Below are 26239 nucleotides of genomic sequence, written 5' to 3'. Positions count from 1 at the left end.
AATAAAATCTACTCATAATGGTTTTGAAATCACTTTTGGAAACACAATCACCATCCTTTCGGCAGGCATGATTCTTTATCTATTAAAATCTCAGCAGCATTTAACCACGCTGAATTTTCCTCTTGGTTGGAGTTTCAGCACTGAGCCGCCTTTCGGAAAATTTTATCAGTAATTGGAGACATAGGAATAAATCAATTTTCTCCTTTTATTTAAAAATGAAGACTCAATCTTTAAAATTTGAGAGTAAAACCTATCTCATCACAGGAGCCACCAGTGGCATGGGAAGAGCCGTAGCGAAGGCTTTTGCAAATGAGGGAGCCAACCTCATCTTAAGCGGAAGAAATGAAATTGCCGGAAATGAACTTGTCGATGAATTGGGAGATCATGCCATTTTCCTTTCTGGAGACGTCAGTGATCCCGCCTATAATCAAAAACTAGTAGACTTAGCGGTCACAAAATATGGACAGCTTGATGGCATTTCTGCCAATGCAGGAAGATTGGGCTTAGGCTCTATCACTGATTTATCACCAATGGAATGGCATAGAACCCTAGACGTGAATCTGACCTCAATTTTTTACCTCCTAAAAGCAGCACTTCCTGTATTACAAAAAAGCAGTCAAGCTTCAATTACCATCAATTCTTCAATTGCCGGCTTTAAATCCTTTCCTAATCACCCGGCTTATTGCGCATCCAAAGCTGGTTTGATAGCACTTGCCAAACAAGCCGCAGTAGATTATGCCCCAAAAGTTCGTGTCAATTGCATCTGTCCCGGGCCGGTGGATACCCCACTGATTCATGATTCAGCGAAGGCCTTTCCAGATCCTGCAAAAGCTGTAGAAAATGCCGGCAATAATACCCTGATCCAAAGACTGGGAAAGCCTAAAGACATTGCTAATTTGGTTCTTTTTCTAGCCTCAAAAGAGGCTTCTTGGATTACCGGAAGCGTTTATACAATTGATGGAGGGATTATGGCAAAAGGTTAAAATCAAAGAGGGCCTGCATAATTGCAAGCCCTCTTTGTAGGTCAATTCTTCCCATTCTTAAAACTCAAATCCGGATAAGCCGGTGGCGTTGGAACCGGCCGTGGGTCTTTTTGAATCAACTCTTGCAAATGCTCAATCGCTGCATCCAATTGGGCGTCTTTTCCATCGAAGGTTGCCTTAGGCAGATTGATGACTTCGATATCAGGAATAAAACCAACTCCCTCAATCAGCCATTCTGTCCCATTTTCAGTTTCCCCATACACCCCATTCATCGGAGCCCGGGCAATGCCATTATCTGAAAGCGTATTCACACCTGAAAGCCAAACTTCTCCTCCCCAGGTTCTCGCGCCGATCGCTTTGCCTAAGCCCAGTCTTCTGAAGCCTTCGGCAAAAGCCTCTCCATCAGAGGCAGTAAATTCATCCACTAGCAAAACCAAATGCCCTCGGAATGCATAATTCATATTCCAGTAAGGTTCTCCCGTGCGGCTTTTCCAGTAGAAGAAAGCTTCTCGCATCAATTTTTCCAGAATAAAGGAATCAATGTTCCCACCGCGGTTGTGGCGTACATCGATGACCAAGCCTTTCTTCTTAAACTGAGGATAAAAATCCCGATACCACTGTCCGATATCGCCTGAAGTCATGGCTCTTAAATGCACATAGCCAATATCTCCATTGGATTTGGCTTCGGTTTCCAATCTTCGGGTGTACTCCCAATCGTTGTATCGCAGGTTGCTTTCTTGCCCCGAACTCATAGGCTCGACTATAAAGTCTCCCTTTCCGGCTACTGCTAGGCGAACTTGCTTTCTGGCCTTATCTCGAAGCAAAACCTGCATATCCGCTACTTCCAAAACTGAAGTCCCATCGATATGTGTGATCACATCGCCTGTTTGAATGCCGAAAGCAGGATGGCTTAAAGGTGATTTCTCATCAGGATAGTCAGGATCGCTTTGGAAGATGTAGTCGATCCTGTAACCTTGATTAGTCTTAGTAAAAAGCCCTCCCAGCATTCCAAACTGAATATTGTCATCTCCATCCCGGGTATCACCTCCACGAACGGAAGTATGCAAAACGGAAAGCTCTCCTATCAGCTCTCCTATCACATCTGAAAGCTCATTTCGGGTAGTCACCCTATCTACTAGAGGAAGGTATTTCTCGTACATTTTATCCCAGTCTACCCCATGCATACCTGCGTCGTAAAAATAATCGCGCTCCATGCGCCAAGCATCAGTATAGATCTGCTTCCAGTCTTCCCGAGGGTCTATACTGAACCTCCACCCATTCAGATCCAACTTATTTTTGGATAAATCCGAAACAGGAGATGTCCCTAGCTCCACTAAAAAATGATTGGCTCCTTGCCGAAGCAAAGCATATTTGTTGTTGGCTGAAACTGCATAACTGTTGATTTTGTCTGCAAAAACCTTTTGCTCAGACTTTTCAGAAATTGGAGTCATCATCAGTGCAGGCTCATCTTCATTGGAAGCACCACCTCCGTAATACACTCCCGGACCTGGGCCAACTCGATGGTAGTACAAGGCCTTATCTGTCACGATCAGATTTTTGTAATTTCCCGCTGTAACGGGTACTTCTTGTACGCGTTCCATCAGTCCCTCCTCATCGATCTTCACGCTTACAGGACCCTCTGATTTTTTCTCCTCTGCTTTCAGCTCATTTTTTGGAGTAAAGGGAGAAATCAAACCCTTTTGAAGCGGAATATGATAGATCTTCATCTGCTTTTCCCAAAATGGTTCCGGTTGACGCTGCCCCCAAGGACTTCCCACTTTAGTCTCAAAATTCCGGTCTGAAAGGAAATAAATCCACTTCCCATCAGCGCTCCATTGCGGGTTGAGACTGTTGGTGCGATCGGAAGTCAAGGTAACTCGCTTTTCCGTAGTCGGATTGAAGACAAAGAGTTGGGTAAATGTATTTGAAGCTGCCTGCCCATAAGCCAGCCATTGGCTGTCAGGCGACCAAGACATACTGCCATGCAGGTCTTCATCTGTAAGGTTGGCTTTGACTGCTTTTCCCGTGGCAAGATTTCTAATCCATAGATCATTGTTGAGATCGATCCAAGCCAGCCATTTTCCATCCGGTGAAGGAGTCAAATTGAATCGAAGCGTGGTTCCATTATCTGTCAATTGCTTTCCCTGATCCAAACCCAAACCAGAGTATTGATGGATTTCAAACTCCCCACTTTCATCGGAAAAGGTCAAAATATCCTTGGAATCTGTTGTAAAAACTGCATCTCGATACCGCACCCCATCTTTTCTACTTAGGCGAATCATTCTTCCATCCTTTGCAGGAAAGACAAAAACCCGACCCCGAGCGGTCAAAGCCACTTTTTCTCCATTATTGGACACAGAAATATTCGTGATATAGCTGGCAGGATTGTCTACCCAATTTTCCCTCAACTGATCAAAATCCGAAACTAGATTGATCGCAATTTTTCGGGATTCGCTTTGTCCCAAATTCATTTGAAACAGATCCGCTCCTGAACGATAAACCAACGTATTTCCAGAAAGGGAATACTCCCTCACATCATAAGATACTTCTTTGGTGTGCTGTTGGATATCCGAGCCATCCGGTTTCATGGACCAAACATTTTGGATTCCATCCCTTGAGGAAATGAAATAGACACGTCCTTGGTGAAAAATAGGATGATGGTCTTCGCCGGCGTAATCTTTGGTCAGTTTGACCGCCTCCGCAGCTCCATTACTGTATTTCCAAAGTTGTCTGGCTGTTCCTCCTTGATAGCGTTTAGTGACATTGTTGTGATAGGTAGGTCTTACAAAAAAGTAGGTGTTTGACTCCCGATCAAAACTTCCCTCTGCGGCCATTTCCAAAGGAAGAACTTCCTTTACTCTAGAATTTACATCTACCACAACGGTCCTCAGTCGGGGCAAGGTGGAATATTGATTGGTGGTATAAGCCAGTTCTGTGGCTGATCTCCAAGCTACAGGGATAGATGCAGAGGGTTCGTAAGTCAACCTTTTGGGTAAACCTCCGGAAATCGGCATTACATAGACCTCAGTAGGGCCTTCATAGCTGGCGGCGTACGCAACCCATTTTCCGTCGGGGGAGATTTTGGGATCGGACTCATCCCCAGGATGCGTGGTTAGGCGAGTTGCCATTCCACCAGATACTGATGCAGTCCAAATATCTCCCTCTGCTACAAAAACCATGGTATTTTCATGCAAATCCGGATGCATAAAATATCCCGGTTTTTCTTGGGCCTTAGATTGATTATAAAAAATAGAAATAAACAAAAACGATAGTATGGTCGCCTTATACATAGATTAATGATTTAATTAGTATCTAAGAAATCTAAGAAGAAAAAAGGAAAGTACTTTCGACGAAAGACCAAAAATAATTATTCGGTATCCATCCTTATTCACACAGGAGTCAAGACTTGCTGTTGCTTATCCCCAAAAAAGGATTTTGTGATTATTAAAAAATCTTCTGTTTTCTATCTGTCTATAAAACAAGCTAATTCAGTCAGAATTTATTGTTTAAAATATTTTTTTCTTACGCGCATTATTTTATAACTTACTGTATATCAATTCATTCAAACAATCAAAGATTGGATGCCATGTTGCCTTCTGAAGAAAAAGAAAAAGCTGATTTAAACTATTGTAAATGTATAATTGAAGTTGGTATAATTGGTCTTTTAGGCATCTCTATTTTGACTTTAAATTATAGCCTCTCCCAATTGATAAATCTTCAATTATGAAAATCCTTTTTAGAAGCCAATTAAAATGATTATTGTGATTTTCGAGAATGCTCTCCTCCCCATTATTGGTACATTATTTTAAGTGTCCTCTATTCTTAAACAATTACACCGTAGAGGGGTAATTATTGATGCGATTTTTTTATCCTGGTAATAGAGATCTTAAATATCATTTTAGATTGAAAGAAATCTTAACCCTTACTAAATGAAATAAAGAAATTTTTAAGCTATTGCTACAATTCGTACATTAATGCTGAAATTCAGGCTTTTGGAAAAAATAGAATCTTTTGAAATGTCTTTCTTATTAAAGCTGAAATTGAAAATTTGTCAACCCATCGCCTAATCTAGGTTTCATGAAATCAATTTTTTTACGAGTTCTTTTTATTACACTTTTTTTTGAAGCTTGCAGTCCACGGGCAGAAGAGGGAAATTCAAGACTTCCTGAAGATTTACAGCCACCCAATAAAACCACCCTTTCCGATTTATCGGAAGAACAAAAGCCTAAACAGTTTAGCCTGGGAGTAGAGTCTGGTCCGGAAATAGTTTCATTAGTCAGTCAAAGCCAAAACGGGATTGACCCTCCCTATAGGGTGGAATTGCCTAAACTCAGAAACGAAGACGGTGAAGTTATTCTGGATGCTCAAGGGGATCCTTATTTCCTTGGTGCAGGAGGATTGTCACAGTTTAATAAATACACTTCAGATGATGGATTGGCATTAGACGCCATTCACTGTGCCATTACAGATAGCAGAGGCCATATTTGGTTTGGTACGAATGGAGGAGGGCTGAGCAGGTTTGATGGAGTGGAATTTACCAATTACAAAAAAATCCACGGACTACCCAGCATCACCATCAGAAGCATTTTTGAAGACTCCAATGGAAATATCTGGATCGGTACCGCAGATGGTGGATTAAGCAAGTTTGATGGAAAGTCATTCACTAATTATCTGGCAGACCAACTCGGAAGTCTGGTTATATGGGCTATTGGTGAAGACAATGAAGGAAACCTGTGGTTTGGCACAGACAGGGCAGGAGTCAGTAAATACGATGGAGAAAAATTCACCAATTTCTCTACTGAAAATGGCTTAGGAAACGATATAGTTATCAGTATTCTTAAGGATAAGGAAGGCAATATGTGGTTTGGCACCTACGGAGGAGGTGTCAGCAAATACGACGGAAAAACCTTCAAAACTTATACCCTTAAAGACGGATTGTCATCTGATCGAATCAGATCAATTTTTCAAGACAGTAAAGGTACCATTTGGATGGGGACCTTAGGAGGAGGCTTGACCAAATTCGATGGAAAAAGCTTCCAAACAATCGGGATAAAAGAAGGGTTGGCTGGATCGGTTGTACGCTCGATTTCTGAGGACAAAGACGGAAATATTTGGTTTGGAACGGACAGAGGTGCCAGTCTTTGGGATGGAAAAAGATTTAAAACTTATACAACTGAACAGGGCCTAGCAGGAAATAACATTCAGGATATGACCTTGGATTCTGGAGGGAAAATGTGGTTTTGTACCGACGGAGGTGGAGTCAGCAGGTTAGATGGATTTGGTTTTACGAGTTTTACAACAAGCCATGGAATCTCCGGAAATATCATTCTAAGCGGAATGGAGGATCAAAAGGGGAATCTTTGGTTTGGTTCGGCAGATGGAGGAATCAGTAAATTTGACGGACAGTCTTTCACATCTTATTACCCTTCCCAAGGACTCGCCGGTGAAATAGTTTTTAGTATTCTGGAGGATAGGTCAGGAAAAATATGGATAGCCACTGCTGGGGATGGCCTGAGTATTCTGGACGATAAAAAATTCACGAATTATTCGGTGGATCAAGGATTACCCTCCAATGAAGTTTATGCCTTGGTGGAAACACAAGACGGATCTATATGGATAGGGACTGATAATGGAATCTTAAAATATCAGGAAGGCGAACTCCTTCACTTTACTTCAGAACATGGAATGGCCGGAGATGGAATCATCAGCATCCTGGAAGATCGGGAGGGGATTCTCTGGATAGGTACATTTGACGGAGGCCTGAGCCGATTTGATGGAGAAACTTTCATCAACTTTACCACCAATCAAGGCTTGATCGATAATGGAGTGAATCGCATTAAAGAAGACCAAGACGGAAATCTGTGGATAGGCACCACTTCTGGATTCAGTTTTTTAAGCAAAACAAAGAAAGAAAGTATTGCTAGTTGGGACCCATCAAAAGGATCGCTTTTTCAATCTTATAACAGTCAAGATGGACTTCCTGACAACAATGTTCTTCAAATCGTAGATCTTCCCGGGAACAAGATGGCAATAGGTACCAATCAGGGGATTTCCATCTTCGACTTTTTTCCTGACTCAGTGGATGCTATCCAAAATTTGCAGATTTATAATTCGGATAATGGATACCCTGTCAAAGATTTGACTGATGGGCAAAATGCCATGTTTTTAGATTCCAAGGGTATTCTCTGGGCAGGGACAGGAAGCGTCAAAACAGGACTGGCAAGAATTGACCTAGAAAAAATTTCCAGAAATGATTCCAAACCCAAGCTACTTATCAAACAAGTAAGGCTCAATGAAGAAGTCATCTCTTGGGAAACCTTGGCTTCGAGCAAAATTTCTAATCAGGCGGCTAAAACCACTGAGGAATTGCTAACCTTCAAAAAAATCCTCAATTCGGAAGAAGAAAGTGATCTACAGGAACGCTTCAAGGGAATTACCTTTGATAAAGTCAGTGAATTTTTCCCGGTTCCTATCAACCTCACACTTCCTTACAAACACAATCATCTCAATATTGAATACGGGACCAATGAATTGTCTAGGCCATTCTTGATAGAGTATCAATACATTCTGGAAGGCTATGATGAGGATTGGAGTCCGGTACTTAAAAGGACATCCGCTACCTTTGGTAATATTCAGGAGGGAGATTACACTTTTAAAGTTCGAGCAAGATACTCAGGACCCGCATTTGAAGAAGGGGCTGATTGGACCGAAGCGACCTTATATTCTTTCACCGTTTTGCCCCCTTGGTATAGAAGCTGGTGGGCCTATTTGGGCTATGCAGCTCTTTTCCTTTCACTCCTTTATCCTATCAATATTTACCAAAGGAATAGGGTGCTGAAGGCAGAGAGAGAAAAGGCCAAGGAAAGGGAACTCGAGCATGCCAAAGAAATTGAAAAAGCTTACGAAGATTTAGCTTCTGCACATGAAAATTTAAAGGCTACCCAATCCCAACTGATACAGGCTGAAAAAATGGCTTCCTTGGGTGAGTTGACAGCTGGAATTGCTCATGAAATTCAAAATCCACTGAATTTTGTAAAAAACTTTTCTGAAGTAAGTCATGAACTTATGGACGAGATGAATCAGGAGATTCATGAAGGAAAATTTGATTCTGCCAGAATATTGGCGGGAGATATCAAAGAAAATCTGGACAGAATTGCCACTCATAGCATGAGAGCGGATGCGATTGTCAAAGCAATGCTTCAACACAGCAAAGCCAGCGTGGGCAATAAAGAACTCGCAGATCTCAATGCTATCTGCGATGAATCCCTGCGACTGAGCTATCACGGGGTCAGGGCTAAAGAAAAAGACTTTAGCGCCGAATATAAAACAGAGTTGGCTTCCAATATTCCGGAAGTGGAAGTAATCCGTCAGGAAGTTGGAAGGGCATTGATCAATATGTGCAACAATGCCTTTCATGCTGTCCATGAAAAGTCTCAAAAAACAAAGTCTGAAAACTATAAACCTGAAGTAAAGATTGCCACCAAGAAAACAGATAAGGGAGTGGAGATTATTCTTTCCGATAACGGGATGGGTATCCCTGAGGATGTGATTGGAAAAATATTCCAGCCTTTCTTCACTACCAAACCTACAGGGCAAGGAACAGGCTTGGGACTCTCTTTGAGCTATGATATTATCAAGTCTTACCAAGGTGAAATCAGTGTAAAAAGTAAAACCGGTGAGAATTCAGGGACAGTTTTTACTATCTTTCTACCTACTAAACCAAAATCTAAATCATAAATTTTACCCAAACTAGCCTACTATGGTTTTAGGAATAATTTCTTTGATTTTGTTATACTATCTCAAGCAACCCATGGGCTTGATCACGGTATCTGCAGAATGGAAACGAATTTTCAACGGTGGAATGGTCGCAGCAGCAGCTATTATTGGAATTGCTGCCGTTAAGATCCCCTTAATCAGTGGGCTTGCCACTATTTTATCTTTTGTTCTGGCAGCTATTATTGTCGTGGTGACACTTAAGAACCCTGAGCTTCACCATCGCAAAGGAATGATATACGCCTGGCTTCCTATCATGGCAGTTAATGTGCTGGGAGAATCCATTGAACTCATCAATAAATCATTTTATACCGAATGGGAAAATTATTTTGGAGTAGCTGAATTTTTTGCCTTTATCTGGGCTATTGCCATGTGGATTAATAATTCCAAACAAAGAAAAGCCCTGGAACAGGAAAAGCTAAAGGCTCTAGCAAGAGAGAAAGAATTTAAAATAACTGAAAGTCTCAAAAATCAATTAGAGAGACAAGTTGAACAAAGAACCAAGGAGCTGACTGAGCAAAAAAATGAATTGGAAAATACCTTATCTGAGCTAAGAGCAGCACAAAACCAATTGATCCATGCAGAGAAGATGGCCTCCTTAGGAGAATTGACGGCAGGGATTGCTCATGAGATTCAAAACCCGCTCAACTTTGTCAATAACTTTTCAGATGTCAGCACAGAGTTGTTGACCGAACTCAAAGAGGAATTGCAAGCCGGGAAAACTGAAGATGCTATGGAAATTTTGGAAGATGTGATCCAAAACCTTAACAAAATCCATCACCATGGCAAAAGGGCTGATTCCATCGTGAAAGGAATGCTACAACATAGCAGAAGCAATACCGGTCAAAAAGAACCCACAGATATCAATGCATTAGCAGATGAATATTTAAGGCTTTCCTATCATGGATTAAGGGCAAGGGATAAAAGTTTCACGGCTGATTTTAAATTAAATCTAGACCCTAAAGCCGGAATCCTTCAGGTAGTTCCCGGAGATTTGGGCAGAGTATTTCTCAACCTGATCAACAATGCCTTTTATGCTGCTGACGAAAAGAAAAAAGAATTGAATGCCAAAGGTGAGAAAGACTTTATGCCTACCGTCACCGTCAACACCAAGAAGATCAGTACAGGTGTTGAAATCCAAATCTCAGATAATGGAAAAGGTATCCCAGCTGAAATTAAAGAGAAAATTTTCCAGCCTTTTTTTACTACAAAGCCAACTGGAAAAGGTACAGGTTTAGGGCTTTCTATGAGCTATGACATAGTCACCAAAGGACATGGAGGTGAAATAGTAGTAGACAGTAAACCTGGTGAATACACTGTTTTCACAATCAAATTACCGAAATCATGAAAACAGGAAAGATCAAAATGTCTAGGGCCGAATGTTTTTCTGGAAAAGCCAATTGCAATTTTCAAGAATTCCAGACCCTAAGTCACAACCCTAACAATCAATCCATAATCAGATGAAAAGCAAAATTTTAATAGTTGATGATGAAAAAGATGTGGAAATGCTATTTCGTCAAAAGTTCAGAAAAGAGATCAAAAGTGGAAGCTTAGAGCTTTGCTTTGCTTTTTCAGGTGATGAAGCTTTGACAGTTTTAGACAGCGAGCATCCCCCTCAGGTAGTTTATGTTTTTTCAGATATCAATATGCCTGGTATGAGCGGATTGGAGCTTTTGGAAAAAATCAAAAATAGATTTCCCCAGATCAATGTCAGTATGATTTCTGCTTACGGGGACAGTCAAAATTATGAAAAAGCCATGAGTTCAGGTGCAAAGGAGTTTTTTACCAAACCCATTGATTTTGATTCCCTTAAGAAAGAAATTGGAGCTTTGATGTCAGAAAAAAACTAAGAACCCATGGTCAAGATTTTGGTAGTAGATGATGAAGCGGATTTGGAAATTCTGATCAAACAGAAATTCCGGAAAAGAATCCGTGAAGGTGAGTTCGATTTTCAGTTTGCACTCAACGGCAGAATAGCCTTGGAAATCATTGAAGAAAATCCGGATATTGATTTGATCCTGAGCGATATCAATATGCCTGAGATGGACGGTCTGACCCTGCTTTCCAAAGTCAAAGAAAAAAACTCACTGCTTAAAACCGTCATTATCTCGGCTTATGGAGACATGGAAAATATCCGGACAGCCATGAATTTGGGGGCTTTTGACTTCATTACCAAACCCGTAGATTTCCGTGATTTGGAAATCACTCTTGATAAGACTATTCAGTACAGAAACCAAATCAAATCCACCCTTAAAGCCCTCCGTGAAAACAACATTCTCAAAATGTATGTGGATGAAACGGTGTTGAACTTTATGGGTAATAAGGAGCTGGAATCAAGCTTGATGGAAAATGAGACCATCGATGCATCAGTGGCTTTTATTGACTTGGTAGCATTTACAAAAATCTCTGAAAACGAAGAGCCCAACGTGGTTGTGGGACTACTCAACGAATATTTTGACCTAATGGTCAAAGAGATTATCGAGGAGAAAGGAAGTGTGGACAAGTTTATCGGTGATGCAATTATGGCAGTTTTTCAGGGGGAGAATCACTTCGAAAGAGCCATCAAGGTTGCACTTTCCATCCGGGAAAAAATGGCTCAAATCCCGGTTTTTTCAGAAGAGACAAATTTCAAACCTGAAGTATCCATCGGAATTAACTCGGGTGAGATGGTCTCAGGAAATATAGGTTCCCGTTCTTTGAAAAGATTAGATTATACAGTCATTGGAGATACGGTGAACGTAGCCGCCAGATTACAGACTGCGGCTAATCCGGGCCAAATTTTAGTCTTGGAAAAATGTGTCGATCAAATTAAAGATAGCTTTACTTTTTCTACCATTGGGGAAATGAAACTTAAAAATAAAGCTCATCCTGTCAAGGTTTTGCAGGTTGACCATATAAACAATTAGTCTCACCTGCTTAATCTCAACATAAATCTTAATCAATCCCTACAGAATTTAGTCTTTGTCCAATTTATAATCAAATGAAAAAACTTACCCAACCTGCACTATTGGTGGCATTAGGAGCTACCATGTCTATGGCAGCTATGGTTCCTGGTGGCAGGGAAAACCCAAAATCACTGGTGAATCACACCATTTCTCAAGACAGTACCCAAAAAGACTCCCTAGATTATCCAAAATTCAAGGACCTGCCCCTCAAGCCTGAGCGGGAAGTAAAATTTACTGCGAAAGAAGGAACCTGGATGAGTTTGGATGTCAGTCCTGATGGCAAAACAATCGCTTTTGACCTGATGGGAGACATATACACGATCCCAATTGAAGGTGGAAAGGCAAGCCCGATTACTACAGGAATTGCCTATGAGACTCATCCCCGATTCTCTCCTGATGGAGAAAAAATCTTATTCACTTCTGACCGAGCCGGAAATGATAATCTCTGGTATATCGATATGGTCAAGAAGGACACGGTTCAGGTAACCAAAGATAAAAATGGAGATGTACCTGGAGCTGCTTGGACACCGGATGGTAAATATATCATCGTGAGTAAAGGCCGTCGTATTCCGAAGCTATGGATGTACCATATAGATGGAGGCGGAGGAATTCAACTCAATGAAAACCCTTCCTCGATGAAAACCATCGACCCAGTGGTAAGCCCAGATGGAAAAAAAGTCTATTTCTCGCATAGAACAGGCGCTTGGAATTACAATGCCATGCTTCCACAATATCAGGTTGGACATTATGATTTTGAGGAAGGAAAAATCACAAATATCACCAGCCGTTATGGTTCGGCCTTCACTCCTACCTTATCCAAAGATGGAAAGTGGATGGTTTATGGATCCAGGTGGCAAGATAAAACCGGTTTGGTCCTTAGAGACCTCAATACAGGAGATGAAAAATGGTTAGCCTATCCTGTGCAGCGGGATGAGCCGGAGTCCATCGCGCCTCAGGGAGTATTGCCTGCTATGGCGTTCACTCCGGATAGCAAATTTATCATCGCTTCCTATGGAGGGAAAATATGGAAATTGGCTGTAGATGGCAGTCCGGCTGTAGAGATCCCATTCGAAGCAGATGTGAAACTGGCAATGGGTCCAAGGCTCTATTTCAATTATGAAATCAAAGACACCACCGCTAAACTGGCTACACAAATCAGAGATGCTGTTCCTTCACCGGATGGCAAAAAACTGGCCTTCACGGCACTCAATAGACTGTATGTGATGGACTACCCGAATGGCGAACCTAAAAGGGTTACGAAAAATGAATTTACCGAAGCCATGCCTTCATGGTCTCCAGATGGAAGCCAGTTGGTATTTACCACTTGGGATGAAAAGGCAGGTGGACATCTTTATAAAGCTAGTTTCGGAAGAAATGGAGCAATAACAAAGCTTACTACAGAAAGTGCTCTTTACATGGGACCAGTTTGGGGACCTAATAATAAAATTGTGGTATTCAAAGGCGATAAGCGTCTCATGGAGGAAGCAGAAGGACCGGGAGTTTCCGGAGCTGAATCTATTTTAGCATGGATGCCGGCTTCTGGAGGTGCATTCAGAAAAATCATGGATGCCCGAAATATCGGAAATGCACATTTTACAAAAGATACTACCCGTATTTTCCTAAATGGACCTGGAGGCACGCTGATGAGTGTGAAGTGGGATGGAACGGATGAAAAAACCTATGCTAAAATATCTGGTATTACTCCTTTTGGAACAGCAGCAGGAGATCATGAGGGACATGAGCATAATGAGGATTTCTCTTCTGTAAAATACATTATGGGTAAGCCTTACGGCACCGCCGATGCAGTTAATTATTGCATGCTCCCTGAGGGAAGTAGCGCCCGAGAGCCTCAAATGCAACCATCCAGCGCCAGTACGATTTTGATGGCTCCGGAAGGTGATTTGGCACTGGCTCAAATCAACAACAATGTATATGTGGTAACAATACCAAAGGCTGGGAAAACTCCAACCATCAACGTGGGAAGTCCTGAATCAGCCAATTTCCCTGCACGTCAACTTACCGAGATCGGTGGAGAATGGCCAGCTTGGGAAGCCAATGGGAAAAAAGTGCATTGGTCTTTAGGAAACGGACATTGGGTATATGACATAACTCGGGCAGAGTTTATTGAAGACTCTGTAAAAACAGCCAAAAAGCTAAAGAAACTAGCTGATGCTGACAGTGTGGCTACCTTGAAAGCTAAAGGAGAAGATGCGGTTAAGTTAGCAGATTCTCTGGCGAAAGCTGAAAAGAAAAGGATAGACTCCTTATTCAAAGCAGACAAAGAATTGGCCAAAGCAGATAGCATCCACAAGGCTAAGCTCAAAGAAAAAGAAGAATATAAGCCTGCTGAGCATCAGGTAAAAGTATACTTCGCAAAGGATACTCCTAAAGGAACAATTCTTCTTCAAAATGCAAGAATCATCACCATGAAAGATGAAGAAGTCATCGAAAATGGAGATATCCTGATTGAAAACAATCGAATCAAGGCAGTCGGAAAAACAGGAACCCTCAACGCGGGGAATGCGAAAGTCATAGATGCAACAGGTAAGACCATCACTCCGGGCTTTATTGACACCCATGCTCACATGTGGCCAACCTGGAATCTTCACAAAAATACCGTTTGGATCTATGCCGCTAATCTAGCTTATGGCGTGACCACAACCAGAGATCCGCAGACGGCTACGACTGACGTATTGACTTATGGTGACATGGTGGAAGCAGGAATGATTCCAGGTCCTCGGGTTTATTCTACAGGTCCTGGAGTAGGATTCTGGATGTATAATCTAAAATCTCTGGATCAAACCAAAAATGTACTGAAGCAATACAGCAAGTATTATAATACCCAGTACATCAAAATGTATTTGGTTGGAAATAGACAGCACAGACAGTGGGTAATCATGGCAGCTAAAGATCAAAAGCTAATGCCTACTACGGAGGGCGGCTTGGACTACAAACTGAATATGACCCAATTATTCGACGGATATCCAGGACATGAACACTCTATCCCTGTATACCCACTTTACTCAGATGTGATACAGACTATTGCTGAAAGTAAAATGGCGGTAACTCCTACCCTTTTGGTAGCTTATGGCGGACCTTGGGCTGAAAATTATTATTACACCACAGAAAGTCCACTGCATGACCCTAAACTGAACAGATTCACTCCATATAATGAGCTGAATTCCAAGGCCAGAAGAAGAGTTGGCGGACTGGGTGGTTGGTTTGCTCCGGAAGACCATGTCTTCGAAAAACATGCCGAAGGAATCAACGAGTTGGTAAAGCGCGGAGGACTGGCAGGTGTAGGATCTCACGGTCAGCTACAAGGCTTGGGCTATCATTGGGAGCTATGGTCAGTGGCCAGCGGAGGAATGAGCAGCATGGATGCTTTGAAAACTGCCACTATTCTGGGAGCTGAAGCTTTAGGTTTAGACAAAGACCTGGGAAGTATCGAGACTGGAAAATTGGCGGATTTGGTAATCATGGAATCCAATCCTTTGGAAAATATCAGGAATACCAATACCATCACACATGTGGTTAAAGATGGCAGATTGTATGATGGTAACACCTTGGATGAAGTTTATCCCAATCCACGAAAATTGGATGTAAGCTCTTGGACCAAGGAGGCTCCAAAAGTGACCACCAGTTTGAAAAATTAAGCAGAATTTGAGGAGGAAACAGCCAAGAATTGTCTTGGCTGTTCCTTTTTTTAAGGAAAGTCTAATTTTTTTGAGCCAAAAGTGAAATAATTACTCTTTGTTCTTGGCAAACTACTAAATTTTTATTTCCTTAAATTAGGATTCAGAACCCTTACTATAAACTAAAAGCTAGCGCTTAGCTGCAAAAAATGATTTTTTACCCTATGCTACCAGAATGAAAGAATCGTCAGCCAAATCGATTGATTGGAAAACTATTTTCTCCCCCCACTCTTTAGTGTACTCAATTTGTGGTGTAGCTCTTGCAGCGATTGCATTAGAGGCTTTCATGCTTCCCAATAAATTTTTGGATGGAGGAGTAACCGGTATAGCCATCTTGGTCAATTTGGGGTTTGGAATCAATTTAAACCTGCTTTTGGTAGTTATCAACCTTCCTTTCTTATACATGGCCTGGAAGATGATAGGAAAGACATTCGCCATTCAGTCAGGCTTTTCGGTCTTTCTTTTGGTTCTGGTTTTACATTTCATGGAAATACCTACCGTAACAGAAGACAAGGTACTGATAGCTGTTTTCGGAGGTTTTTTGATGGGTACAGGAATAGGGCTAATTATTCGAGGCGGAGGCTTAATTGATGGCTTTGAAGTCATCACAGAGTACTTCCATAAAAACTCTGCCCTGACTGCCAGTGAGATAACTGTTTTTCTCAATAGTCTGATTATGCTCTCCGCTGCGTATGTTTTTGGCATAGAACCTGCAATGTATTCTATACTGACCTATTTTACCGCAATAAAGACTACTGACTACATTGTAGAAGGCTTCGAGGAGTACACCGCTTTGACAATTATTTCTAAAGAACACGAATTGGTCAAAGAATTGATAGTCAAAGACTTTAAAAAAGCAATTTCGGTATATAAAGGGGAAAGGGGCTATCTCCCTGAAACCTTTCATATTAAGCACCCTTGCGATATTATTATGACCGTAGTAACCCGTCTGGAAGTACATAGAATCAAATTAGCTATTCAGGAAATCGATCCTAAGGCCTTTTTCTATGTCCAAACTATCAAAGAAGTAAAAGGCGGAGTCATTAAAAAAGTAGGAAAAAAGCATGTATGATAGACTTTGAGCAAATAAAACGGAAAGTTTACAGGAATATATTGGAGCAATTGCCTTCCTACCTGACCTATCATAATCTGGCCCACACAGAGTATGTGATGGATAAAGCTATCTTTTTGGCCAGGATCGAAGATGTATCAGAAAAAGAGCTCTTCTTATTGAGGCTTGCTGCCTTGTTTCATGATACAGGCTTTATAGAAAATCCAAAAAACCATGAGGAAATAGGTTGCGGAATCGCAAGAAACTACCTTTCTGAAGATATTTCCGAGTCAGATCTATCCAAAATCTGCGGAATGATTATGGCTACCAAAATCCCTCAATCTCCAACCAATCAACTGGAAAAAATTATTGCCGATGCAGATTTGGAATATCTGGGAACCAATGAATTTGAAAGACAAGGGAATAAGCTTTTTGATGAATTAAAGCATTTCAATCCAAGTTTTTCTGAGCAAGCTTGGAACGAGCTTCAACTGACATTTTTAGAAAAACATGAATATCACACTGATTACTGCAAAAAATTCAGGGAACCTAAAAAACAGGATAATATCGATTCAGTAAAAGAAAAACTGAACCTAGTCTAACCTTTTACAGCATGATATATTAAATCATATACATCACCAGCTTCAATTTTTTGATGAGAAATCAGCCCTTTTCCCCCCACTATAAAGGGCTTATCAATATCCTCCTCTGGAATTCTTCCATGAGCTCCTTTTACCAAGCCAGCATCCAAAGGGATCACATCCATTAAGTATCTAAAGCCTAGTTTTTTCTTCAGGACTTTTGAACCCACTTTCAGTAAAGGAACTTTGATTTTCGGATCTAAAAATAACTCCACAGGATCATATCCTGGCTTTCGATGAATATCTACACAGCGCGCATAATCTGGCGCCTTGGCATCATCCATCCAGAAATAATATGTAAACCAAGAGTTTTTATCAGCTACCACCACCAGATCCCCTGATCTTTTGTGATCTAGCCCATATTCCACTTGATCATTTTTATCCAGTACCTTTTCTATTCCAGGAGTACTTCTGAGTAAACTTTTCACCTCCTCGAAAATGGCCTCATTTTGAATATGTACATGGGCCACCTGATGGTCTGCCACAGCAAAAGCCTGCGAGGTGCCAGCATCTACAGTTTCCAGACCCAACTCATCTTTTACCTGAATCCATCCTGCAGACCTCAAAATCCTATTAATGTGGATTGGTTGGTTCACATTGGTGATCCCATACTCAGAAAGCAGTAATACTTCAGCCCCCTGTTTTTCAAAATAAGTAATCAAGTCTTCAGCCACTTGATCAATTTCCTGCAAGTCTTTTCCGATTTTTTCGAAATCTATTCCATGTCTTTGCAAGCCATAATCTAGATGTGGTAGGTAAATCAGGTTGAGCGTAGGATTGTACCACTCATCGACTTTTTTTGCGGCATCAGCTATCCATTGAGTTGCCGAAATATTGGTATTGGGACCCCAAAAAGAGAATAAAGGAAATTGCCCAAGCTCCTTTTGCAATCTATCTCTGAGTTCCATAGGCTGAGAATGACAGTCTGGAAGCTTTCTTCCATCAGCCGGATACAAAGGACGCGGAGTAACTGCATAATCCACGCTGGAATACATATTGTACCACCAAAAAAGATTAGCACAAGTGAATTCTGGGTTTTCAGCTTTTAAATGATCCCAGATTTTGGGTGATCTAACCAGCCTGTTGGATTGTCTCCAAAATTTAATCTCACACTCATCATAGAAATACCAGCCATTTCCGACTATTCCATGTTCGGAAGGATATTTTCCAGTGAGATAGACAGACTGTGCAGAGCATGTTACTGCTGGAAGAACAGGTTCAATAATAGCTTTTTTCTTGCCTTCAATCCATGATTTGAGAAAAGGCGTGTGCTCGCCAACCACTCGGGAAGAAAGCGCAACAATATCCAGCACTACCGTTTTTCTCATCATTTTTTCATGTTTTGAATTACCCAATCTAACTCTCTGGAAATAGATTCTCCCATATCTAGCCTCATTTTTTCAGGTAAAACTTCCCAAGTATAGGTTTCCACCTCCAAATGGTTAGTTAATCCTGGATTCAAGGCCAATTCATTCAAAACCTCAACAATACTGCTTTGAGTAGAAAGTAAGTCCCCATAGCTTTCTATAAATAATGGGACATGAAAATGAATCCTCCATTCCTCTTCGTTGGCTGATTCGATTTTGGCTAAGGCATCCGGCAAATCCGGATAAGAAACCAACTTACCAGTTGGATACCTTCCCACAACCTGATGGAGATAAGTTGACTCCACAAAAGGCTCTAGTTTTTGCTTAATCAATTTTTTATCATCCCCCAAAAGGAGTTTCAGGGCAGCAGATATTTGGATTTTCCCGATCTGGATTCCTGCGCTGGCAAACTTGGCAAAAGTCTCAGAAGGCTTTTCATAAACAATCGCAAAATGGCAAACGTCATAACAAACCTGAATATGTCGCCTGATCAATTTTTCTGCTTCAGCTTCATTGAGATGCCTGGATTTAGCCCAAGTTTCCTTTGCAATTGGGAGTAAATATTCCTGAAAAAGCCAGATCATCTCACCTGAATTTTCCAAAATACCGTCCGGTTCAGGCTCAATATCCAAATGCAAAAATTTGCCAGTTTCTCTTTCAATCAAAGCCAACTCCTCCACTACCTGCAATAAATAATGGCTAGCTTTGACCATGGCAGCATTTAGATCTGATTCAGATTGGAACCAGTGCCTATAAGATATGGGAGAAGTAGAAATTCCTCCGTCCAATCCTTCAGGAATTAATCCCGCCAATATTCTGAAGGATCTAATCGTATAATCCCTTCTCTCTTCAGTAGTCCAATCCGGGAAGTGCACTTGATCTTTTACTGTAGTTCGGTGAAAATCTCCATACGGGAAACCATTTAAGGTGAAGACATAGGCATTTTCGGATTCTAACCAAGCTTTGAATTCTGCTATAATTGACGGCTTTTGGAGCTCCAAACTTGCTTCATGAGATAATCTCAGGCCTATTCCAAAGGATTGCTGAAAATTGAGATTACTCCTGATTTCCGGGATATATCGCTGTAAATTTTGAAAAGTAGCCCCCCAGCTTTCTCCCGGGTGGATATTACTACAATAGCTTAAGTGAAAATCTGAAATATGCATTCTAGGATTTGCTTATAGCTTCTTGATTCCAATCTTTTAGCATTTTTACTGCCTCTTCAATCATAGCATGATCCATTTCATGAACTTCCACTCCTTTACCCAATCGCTCCAAAAGCATAATGGTTAGTTGGCCTCCCAAATGTTCCTGAAATTCTCTCAAACCTTTGATTAAATTTTCACCGGATAATTCCGGCTCGTACAATGAAAATCCGAGATTTTGTAGCAATACAATTACTCTATCCAGATCTTCTTTGGCTATCCAGCCTTTCAAGTAAGAATATGTGGAATCCAAAGCAATTCCTATGGCTACTGCCTCGCCATGTCTAACTCTATAGCTGCTTAGATGCTCCAGTTTATGGGCCGCCCAATGTCCAAAGTCCAAAGGTCTTGAGGAACCCATTTCAAAAGGATCTTTCCCAGCTATATGATCCATGTGCATTTGAGCACATCTCATAATCTGTTCTTTCATTGGCTCCAGCGAGCGGGACGCTAATTGAGCAGCGTGCTGTTCCAGCCACTCAAAAAAGGAGAAATCTTTAATCAAGGCAACTTTGATAGCCTCAGAAATTCCACCTCTCCAATCTCTATCATCTAAGGTCTCCAAAAAATTAAAATCATTGATGACAGCAACTGGAGTGGTGAAGGTTCCCAAATAGTTTTTCTTCCCAAATGAGTTAACAGAATTTTTCACTCCCACACCGGAATCGTTTTGGGATAGAACTGTGGTCGGTACCCGGATCAATCTTATCCCTCTATGAGAAATTGCCGCTGCGAAACCTACCATATCCAAAACGGCTCCTCCTCCTATGGCTACTATGTAAGAATGTCTGTCAATTCCATGAATATGGGTGGCCTCAACTACTTTCTGATAGAAACTCGCATCATTTTTACAGGCCTCCCCGCCAGGAACTATCAAGGGATCCGCACATAAAAAGAATGAGTCCGAATTTGATTCGGAATACTGTTGAATTTTATCGGAAAGGGATTTGTGGTGCTGCGCAACTCCACTGTCAATGATGAAAAAAGTCTTACACTTTCTACCCTTTTCAAAAAGGGAAGCAAAGAGCTTATTTTCTTGATTGAAAATATCTTCGGAAAAACAGACCGGATACTCAAAAGAAACTGAAAACCGCTGCTTTAAAATGGTATTCATACAAGGATAATAGGTTATTAGGGCTGAAAGTTCTCAAATGATTTGAAAACCAATCCTAAAGTAAATCAAGTCACGGCAAACTTCTTAGCCAACCATAAAGAAATCGGCAGAAGCAATAAAACTATAGCACCGATTATCCATCCTTCAAAGGCTGCAGCTAATGAAGCATTGACTATGATCAAAGATATTACTGCTGCTTTGACAGATTTTCCGATTAAGGCAGGTTCCTGTTTTTGAATAGCTCTAGTCAAAGGAGGAAATATCATAAAGGCTAATAAAATCAAAAAGGGAAAGACTTCCCATGAATCAGGTTTTTGGACTTTCGCCAGAAAAGTAATCCCAGAAATAACCAATATATACAACCCAAAACCACCAAATAGCGCTTTTTTATTTTTTCCATGCACTTCTCCACGACTCACCATAGTAATGGCTGCTACATAAATCAAGGGCAAAACACCAATTGGCCAGAGTTTTTGCAAAACCTCCGGAGCAACAGCTACACCAAGCAGTAGATTTCCAGTCCTGCAAAGTCCCATATTGATGGGTCCAAAGAGTTGCTGATGCTTCCCCCAAAAATCATATAGTAAAGCGCAAATAGCTATTGCAATTGCCAAAAAGCCTGCGAAAATGTTGACCAAAAAAGCAAAGAAAATACCTCCCAAAAGTAAGCAGGAAGCCATAAGAATTGCGTTCTTTTTGGAAGCCCTTCCGCTAGGAATAGGTCTTTCGGGTCTCTCCACCGAATCCAAATCGGCGTCTGCTATGTCATTAAAAGCTACTCCTCCCCCATATAAACCTATTGTACTGATCGAAAGCCAAAGCAAATTTTGCCAAAAATCTCCAGCTCCCTGACTCCAGTCTACCTGCATGAAAGTCCAAGCTCCGGCTATGGCAAAACCTGCCCAAATATCAGCAATAGCAGTTACCACATTAGCTGGGCGGGTTAACTGAAGGTATGCAAATAGGCTGCCCTTACTCATAGATTAATTTTCCACGCGATCAGAAGGTCCTTCGACTCTAGGTACCTGCCCACCTCTAAGCACAGAGTTCCCTCCCATTTTTTTGGTCTGATCGATTGGAGGCGCATTCAACCAGTCTTTTTCATCCATTTGGCCAGAAAGTGAAAATGCAGCCAAGGCATTTTTGTAAGTAACCATCTGCACGTGCTCTTCAGGTATGCCCATTTTTCTCATAAGGTCGGCTGTCTTTGGTACAGCCAAAGGGTCAGATATCCCCCAGTCAGCTGCCGAGTTCACTATGATTCGCTCAGGGCCATATTGCTTGACAATTTCTACCATTCGTTCGGAACCCATTTTGGTATGCGGGTAAATCGTGAATCCAGCCCAATAACCTCTATCCAAAACCTCTTTGACTGTTTCCTCATTGTTGTGATCTACAATGACCCAGCCCGGATCCATGCCATGCTCCTCTGCCACATCCATGGAGCGGTAAGTTCCCTTTTTCTTATCTCTATGTGGGGTATGAATCAGTACGGGTAGGTCCACTTCCTTAGCCAATTCCAATTGTTCCCGATAAAACCTATCCTCAGCCTCCGTTTGATCATCATAGCCAATTTCTCCTATTGCCACTACGCCTTCTTTTCCCACATACAAAGGCAGCAATTCCATGACCTGTTCCGCCAAAGGAATATTATTGGCTTCTTTGGAATTCAGACCCATGGTGCAGTAGTGGACAATACCGAATTGACTGGCTCGAAAACGCTCCCAACCTACCAAAGTGCTGAAATAATCCTTGAAGCTACCCACTTCTGTTCGGGGCTGTCCGAGCCAAAATGCGGGTTCAATAGTAGCCACAATCCCGGCTTTTTGCATGGCTTCGTAATCATCGGTAGTTCTGGAAACCAAATGAATATGGGGATCTATATACATGGACATGATTTTCTATGGTTAAGTAATTCTTTGCAATAATTAAAGACGAGTTTGTTGGTACTCCTGACCAATGCTTTCCCAGGTGATGAATTTGGACTCAATTCCATGAATCAAGTTAGGGAAATCTGCCAAAAGCCCCTTCCCGGGAGGAAAATCACTTTGATACAAGGCCAAAGCCCCTCCTTTTTTCTCCAACTCATCTGCCGAGCTCATCACCTTTTTGAGGTCTTTGAAGAATTCATCATTTAAAAACGGAGAAACCAAACGCCATAGCTCCGGCATTACGTTCCTTCCTGCTGCCCATCTTTCATGGGCAAAATCAGAAGCAATTTCTGCCAATGCAGGATTTCTTCTACTATCCTGATTTTGAATCCGATATAGAGGTCTCTGCATAAAGACGGCTTTCAGAACCATCTGATTCCAGTTGGCCTCCGGAAAATAAGTGGAAGGGTATGGATTGTTTAATGCAATAGCATCAAATATTAAAGCGACGTTTGTCCTACAACCATCAATAGCACGAGGAAGCAAATCTTCCTGAAAGGGCATAAGAGGAAGAGCTGCAAATAATGCCTGATGCTCATGCATATCGGCTGTTTCAAAGAGCTGATTTATTGCATCAAACCAAACTTGCTTTTGCTGAGGATAATGAAGCAGCAAATAGGTACGGGCTGTTTGCAGGACGTTCCAAAAAGAGGGTTCAAAGCCTTTGCTAAGCTTTTCTGCTTCTTGGGCCTTTTGCTCTGAAATCTGTAAAAGATCTTTACTGAAATGACGTGAAGCCTGACTAAAAGCCAGAAAAAAGCCTGTCTTGGAGCCTGATTCTTTAAATTTTTCTACTTTTTGATTCAGCCAAGCAATGGATTTTTCATCGGCTTGTTGTTGCAAAAGAGTCATTAAGAATGCAGGAAAATTTTCAGTTTGGGTCATTGTCAATTGAGATTGCTCTACGCCTGTAAATAAACTCAATCAAAAATTAAATTCCATCAATTTTGGGAGGAGTGGGGGCATTTTGGATTTTTTTTATCAAAAATAAATAACTGTGAAATTTTCCATGTGACATTCAGTTTATTAGTTCAGAGAACTAATAATCCTATTTGAATACGATAATTTTTTATATTTTTACGAGGTATTTTATGAATTGGACAGCACGACTTTTAAATTTTATTATTGACTCCACAGCCTATTTTTTATTGCTTGTTGGGTCAACATTTGTTTTTGGAGCAGAAGTACTTCAAAATCAGAGATATGTATTGATACTGGTTTATTTCCTATACTATTTTGTTTGCGAGGCACTCTTTCAACAAACGGTTGGAAAAAAAATTACCGGAACCAAGGTAGTTGACTACCATCATCACAATAAGCCAAGCCTTGTTCAGATATTAATCCGAACTGTTTCCAGAATAATACCTTTCTATTTTATAAGCTACTTTATGTCTGGGAAGGGTTTACATGATCATTTTTCAAAAACAATTTTAATAAAACCTAACTAAATCCATTCTTATGAAAAAAGTTTTAAAATCCCTTAGCATTGGACTACTAGTTGTTTCTATGTCAAGTTGTGCCACAATTTTTGGTGGACCAGTTTCAGAATATCAAAGAACCAAGCCTGCGCCGGGTGAACCTCAAAGAAAAGTTCGAGTGGCTGCTTTGATCGCTGACATTGTTTTATTCTGGCCAGGAGCCATCGTAGATTTTGCCACAGGGGCAATTTATAAGCCTGAAGGAAAATAAATTTATGAGGCTGTCTCATAAATAGTTTTCACATTTAGAGATATTCGATTTTGCGCAATAGAGGCCGATTTTTGATTTTCGGCCTCTATTTTTTTGACCGGGGTTCACATGAGTTGTTTTTTAGGGTCATGGATGGATACTGTGCTCCACTTGCTTTTGTCTTTGTTTTGGGATGAAAAAATGGACATTTAAGGCTGTTCATCCCGCCTTTTTGGCCAGGTTGTGGGCAATGGCCAGAAGGCCTGTTTCAACGGCCACTTTTGCGCTACCGCGGAGCATGAAACGGCTTCTGCCCTTGTTGTATTTGAAGTGTCCGAAGACCGGTTCGACATCGATGGCCCGTTGCTTTCTTTTCTGAATACCTCGCTCTGAGGTTAGCCGTTCCTTTGCTTTGGCTTTCTGTTGCTGGAGTCTTGTGTTGACCTTGATGACTTTGTTTCCCTCCCCGGGATGGCAAGCTGCGGAGAGTGGACAGCCGGAACAGTTTTTAGCCTGATAGTGGCGATAGTGTTGAACGAATCCGGTTGATGATGTTTTGGGGTGCTTTTCCCGCACTTTTCCATGGGCTGACCCATGGGGCAGATGTAGCTGTCGTTTTGCCGCTCCAAATGCACGTCGTCGAGAAGTCCCTAGACATTCTTGGCTATGCATTCCTGTTGAAGTTCTTTGTGGAACTAGTTGTACTTGACGAAGGCTTCGATCTGGTTTTCCTCCAGGAAGCAGTAGTTTTCCTCACTGCCGTATCCCGCATCGGCTGTGTAGCTGGAGGGATAGAAACCGTAGAGCTGACAGTATTTTTCCAGATGAGGTTTGAGGGTCAGCGTATCGGTGGGATTGGGATGCAGGGAGTAGTTGACCACAAACTGTCCGTGGGTACTGAGCTGAAGGTTGTAGGCGGGCTTGAGCTGTCCGTTTTTCATGTGGTCTTCCTTCATCCGCATGAAGGTGGCATCGGGATCGGTTTTGGAGTAGCTGTTGCGTCCTGCCAGGATCTGTTCTTTTTGGTCATATTCTTCCAGTTTGGCCGGCCAGTGCTTTTTGGCGTAGTTTAGTTTCTGCTTCACTTTTTTGTCCACAGGCTTGTCCTGCAGGGCCCGGTTGATCTTGTCCACGGTCTGAGACACTTTCTCCGGACTGGGGTTGATAAAGTCGGGCTCTTCGGCTCCCAGCTCCCGGGCGGCTACCGAACCTGCGTATTCCCAGAGTTCCTGGAGCTGTTTGCTGATCCGCTCCTTGTTCTTTGATCGCCTTACCCCAGACAAACGTGTAACGGTTGGCATTGGCCTCTATCTTGGTACCGTCGGTATAGACCTCCTTGATATCCAGAAGGCCTTCTTGATGAAGCAGCAGTACCACTTTGGAGAATATATCGCCGATCACCGGCTTGAGCCGTTCGGAACGAAAGCGGTTGATCGTGTGGTGGTCGGGACGCTGCATCCCCGAAAGCCACATGTACACGATGTTTTCCCGGGTAGCCTTCTCCAGCTTACGGGACGAAAAGCAATTTTCAAGATAGCCATAAACCAAAATCTTCAGCAGCATCCGGGGATGGTAGCTGCTGGCACCGTTTTGCCAATAATAGGCATACACCGAGGAAAGATCGATCTGATCCATCACCGAATTAACGGTTCGGGCTGGATGATGGGCTGGAATTAATTCTTCCAAACTCGGAGGAAGAAGCATCAGCTGGTTGGGAGAATAGTCTTTAAAGACTATATTCGTGTCTTGTTTTTGCACACCTCAAAATACCTATTTTGAGTTAAACAAGAAAGGCTAGCCGAGAAATCAGCTAGCCTATTAAACTATCTACTTTTGAGACAGCCTCATTTTTTTGAATTTACATTC

Annotated in this window: 17 protein-coding genes and 1 pseudogene; 10 read left to right on the top strand and 8 right to left on the bottom strand. The window is 41.7% G+C overall.

The features are described from left to right. Positions 1-215 precede the first annotated feature (215 nt). The gene (locus tag GYM62_RS19320; protein WP_144607432.1) at positions 216-983 is read left to right on the top strand and encodes an SDR family NAD(P)-dependent oxidoreductase; all 768 of its coding nucleotides are present in this window, start codon (positions 216-218) and stop codon (positions 981-983) included. Positions 984-1024: 41 nt separating this feature from the next. Here GYM62_RS19320 and GYM62_RS19315 read toward each other — a convergent pair whose 3' ends face one another. Next, the gene (locus GYM62_RS19315) at positions 1025-4273 is read right to left on the bottom strand and encodes a S41 family peptidase (RefSeq protein ID WP_144607433.1); all 3249 of its coding nucleotides are present in this window, start codon (positions 4271-4273) and stop codon (positions 1025-1027) included. Positions 4274-5060: 787 nt separating this feature from the next. Between GYM62_RS19315 and GYM62_RS19310 the strand changes: the two genes are divergently transcribed. From GYM62_RS19310 to GYM62_RS19280, 7 genes are all read left to right on the top strand, one after another. Next, positions 5061-8720, top strand: a complete 3660-nt coding sequence (locus GYM62_RS19310; protein WP_219957608.1) for a two-component regulator propeller domain-containing protein — start codon at positions 5061-5063, stop codon at positions 8718-8720. A gap of 22 nt (positions 8721-8742) precedes the next feature. Then, positions 8743-10104, top strand: coding sequence for a sensor histidine kinase (locus tag GYM62_RS19305; RefSeq protein ID WP_144607435.1), 1362 nt, complete (start codon positions 8743-8745; stop codon positions 10102-10104). A 112-nt stretch (positions 10105-10216) separates the two neighbouring features. Beyond that, positions 10217-10606, top strand: a complete 390-nt coding sequence (locus GYM62_RS19300; RefSeq protein WP_144607436.1) for a response regulator — start codon at positions 10217-10219, stop codon at positions 10604-10606. 6 nt (positions 10607-10612) lie between these two features. Continuing rightward, positions 10613-11662: an adenylate/guanylate cyclase domain-containing protein gene (locus GYM62_RS19295; RefSeq protein WP_144607437.1), complete on the top strand. Its 1050-nt coding sequence runs from the start codon at positions 10613-10615 to the stop codon at positions 11660-11662. Positions 11663-11736: 74 nt separating this feature from the next. Then, positions 11737-15357 carry an amidohydrolase family protein gene (locus GYM62_RS19290; protein WP_219957607.1) on the top strand — a complete coding sequence of 1207 codons (3621 nt, stop codon included), beginning with the start codon at positions 11737-11739 and terminating at the stop codon, positions 15355-15357. 214 nt (positions 15358-15571) lie between these two features. Beyond that, complete coding sequence (locus GYM62_RS19285) at positions 15572-16468, top strand: YitT family protein (RefSeq protein WP_091651556.1); 897 nt, start codon at positions 15572-15574, stop codon at positions 16466-16468. Continuing rightward, complete coding sequence (locus tag GYM62_RS19280) at positions 16465-17049, top strand: HD domain-containing protein (protein ID WP_144607439.1); 585 nt, start codon at positions 16465-16467, stop codon at positions 17047-17049. The genes GYM62_RS19285 and GYM62_RS19280 overlap by 4 nt, the downstream gene beginning before the upstream one ends. Here GYM62_RS19280 and GYM62_RS19275 read toward each other — a convergent pair. The 6 genes from GYM62_RS19275 to GYM62_RS19250 all read right to left on the bottom strand — a co-directional run bounded on the left by GYM62_RS19275 (position 17046) and on the right by GYM62_RS19250 (position 23590). After that, on the bottom strand, positions 17046-18416 hold the full coding sequence (locus GYM62_RS19275; protein ID WP_144607514.1) for an alkaline phosphatase family protein: 1371 nt from the start codon (positions 18414-18416) through the stop codon (positions 17046-17048). The two genes, GYM62_RS19280 and GYM62_RS19275, sit on opposite strands and share 4 nt — an antisense overlap. Further along, positions 18416-19621 carry a metabolite traffic protein EboE gene (gene eboE, locus GYM62_RS19270; protein WP_144607440.1) on the bottom strand — a complete coding sequence of 402 codons (1206 nt, stop codon included), beginning with the start codon at positions 19619-19621 and terminating at the stop codon, positions 18416-18418. The genes GYM62_RS19275 and eboE overlap by 1 nt, the downstream gene beginning before the upstream one ends. 1 nt (position 19622) lies before the next feature. Further along, complete coding sequence (locus GYM62_RS19265; protein WP_219957606.1) at positions 19623-20774, bottom strand: 3-dehydroquinate synthase; 1152 nt, start codon at positions 20772-20774, stop codon at positions 19623-19625. A gap of 65 nt (positions 20775-20839) precedes the next feature. Beyond that, positions 20840-21754, bottom strand: a complete 915-nt coding sequence (gene eboC / locus GYM62_RS19260; RefSeq protein WP_219957605.1) for a UbiA-like protein EboC — start codon at positions 21752-21754, stop codon at positions 20840-20842. A 3-nt stretch (positions 21755-21757) separates the two neighbouring features. Beyond that, complete coding sequence (locus tag GYM62_RS19255) at positions 21758-22669, bottom strand: TatD family hydrolase (RefSeq protein ID WP_091651570.1); 912 nt, start codon at positions 22667-22669, stop codon at positions 21758-21760. A 33-nt stretch (positions 22670-22702) separates the two neighbouring features. Further along, the gene (locus GYM62_RS19250) at positions 22703-23590 is read right to left on the bottom strand and encodes an EboA domain-containing protein (protein WP_219957604.1); all 888 of its coding nucleotides are present in this window, start codon (positions 23588-23590) and stop codon (positions 22703-22705) included. A 206-nt stretch (positions 23591-23796) separates the two neighbouring features. Between GYM62_RS19250 and GYM62_RS21210 the strand changes: the two genes are divergently transcribed. Both GYM62_RS21210 and GYM62_RS19240 read left to right on the top strand, forming a co-directional pair. After that, a complete protein-coding gene (locus tag GYM62_RS21210) occupies positions 23797-24153 on the top strand; it encodes an RDD family protein (RefSeq protein ID WP_219957603.1) in 357 nt (118 codons plus the stop codon). A 10-nt stretch (positions 24154-24163) separates the two neighbouring features. After that, positions 24164-24394, top strand: a complete 231-nt coding sequence (locus tag GYM62_RS19240; protein ID WP_091651576.1) for a hypothetical protein — start codon at positions 24164-24166, stop codon at positions 24392-24394. A gap of 198 nt (positions 24395-24592) precedes the next feature. On the opposite strand, the pseudogene GYM62_RS19235 reads toward GYM62_RS19240, so the two are convergent. Continuing rightward, positions 24593-26077, bottom strand: a pseudogene (locus tag GYM62_RS19235) (IS1182 family transposase). Positions 26078-26239 lie beyond the last annotated feature (162 nt).

Source organism: Algoriphagus sp. NBT04N3 (assembly GCF_019443765.1).
Lineage (GTDB): Bacteria > Bacteroidota > Bacteroidia > Cytophagales > Cyclobacteriaceae > Algoriphagus > Algoriphagus ornithinivorans.
Note: the sequence above shows the minus strand (reverse complement) of the source record. Positions and strands in the feature narration are given on the sequence as shown.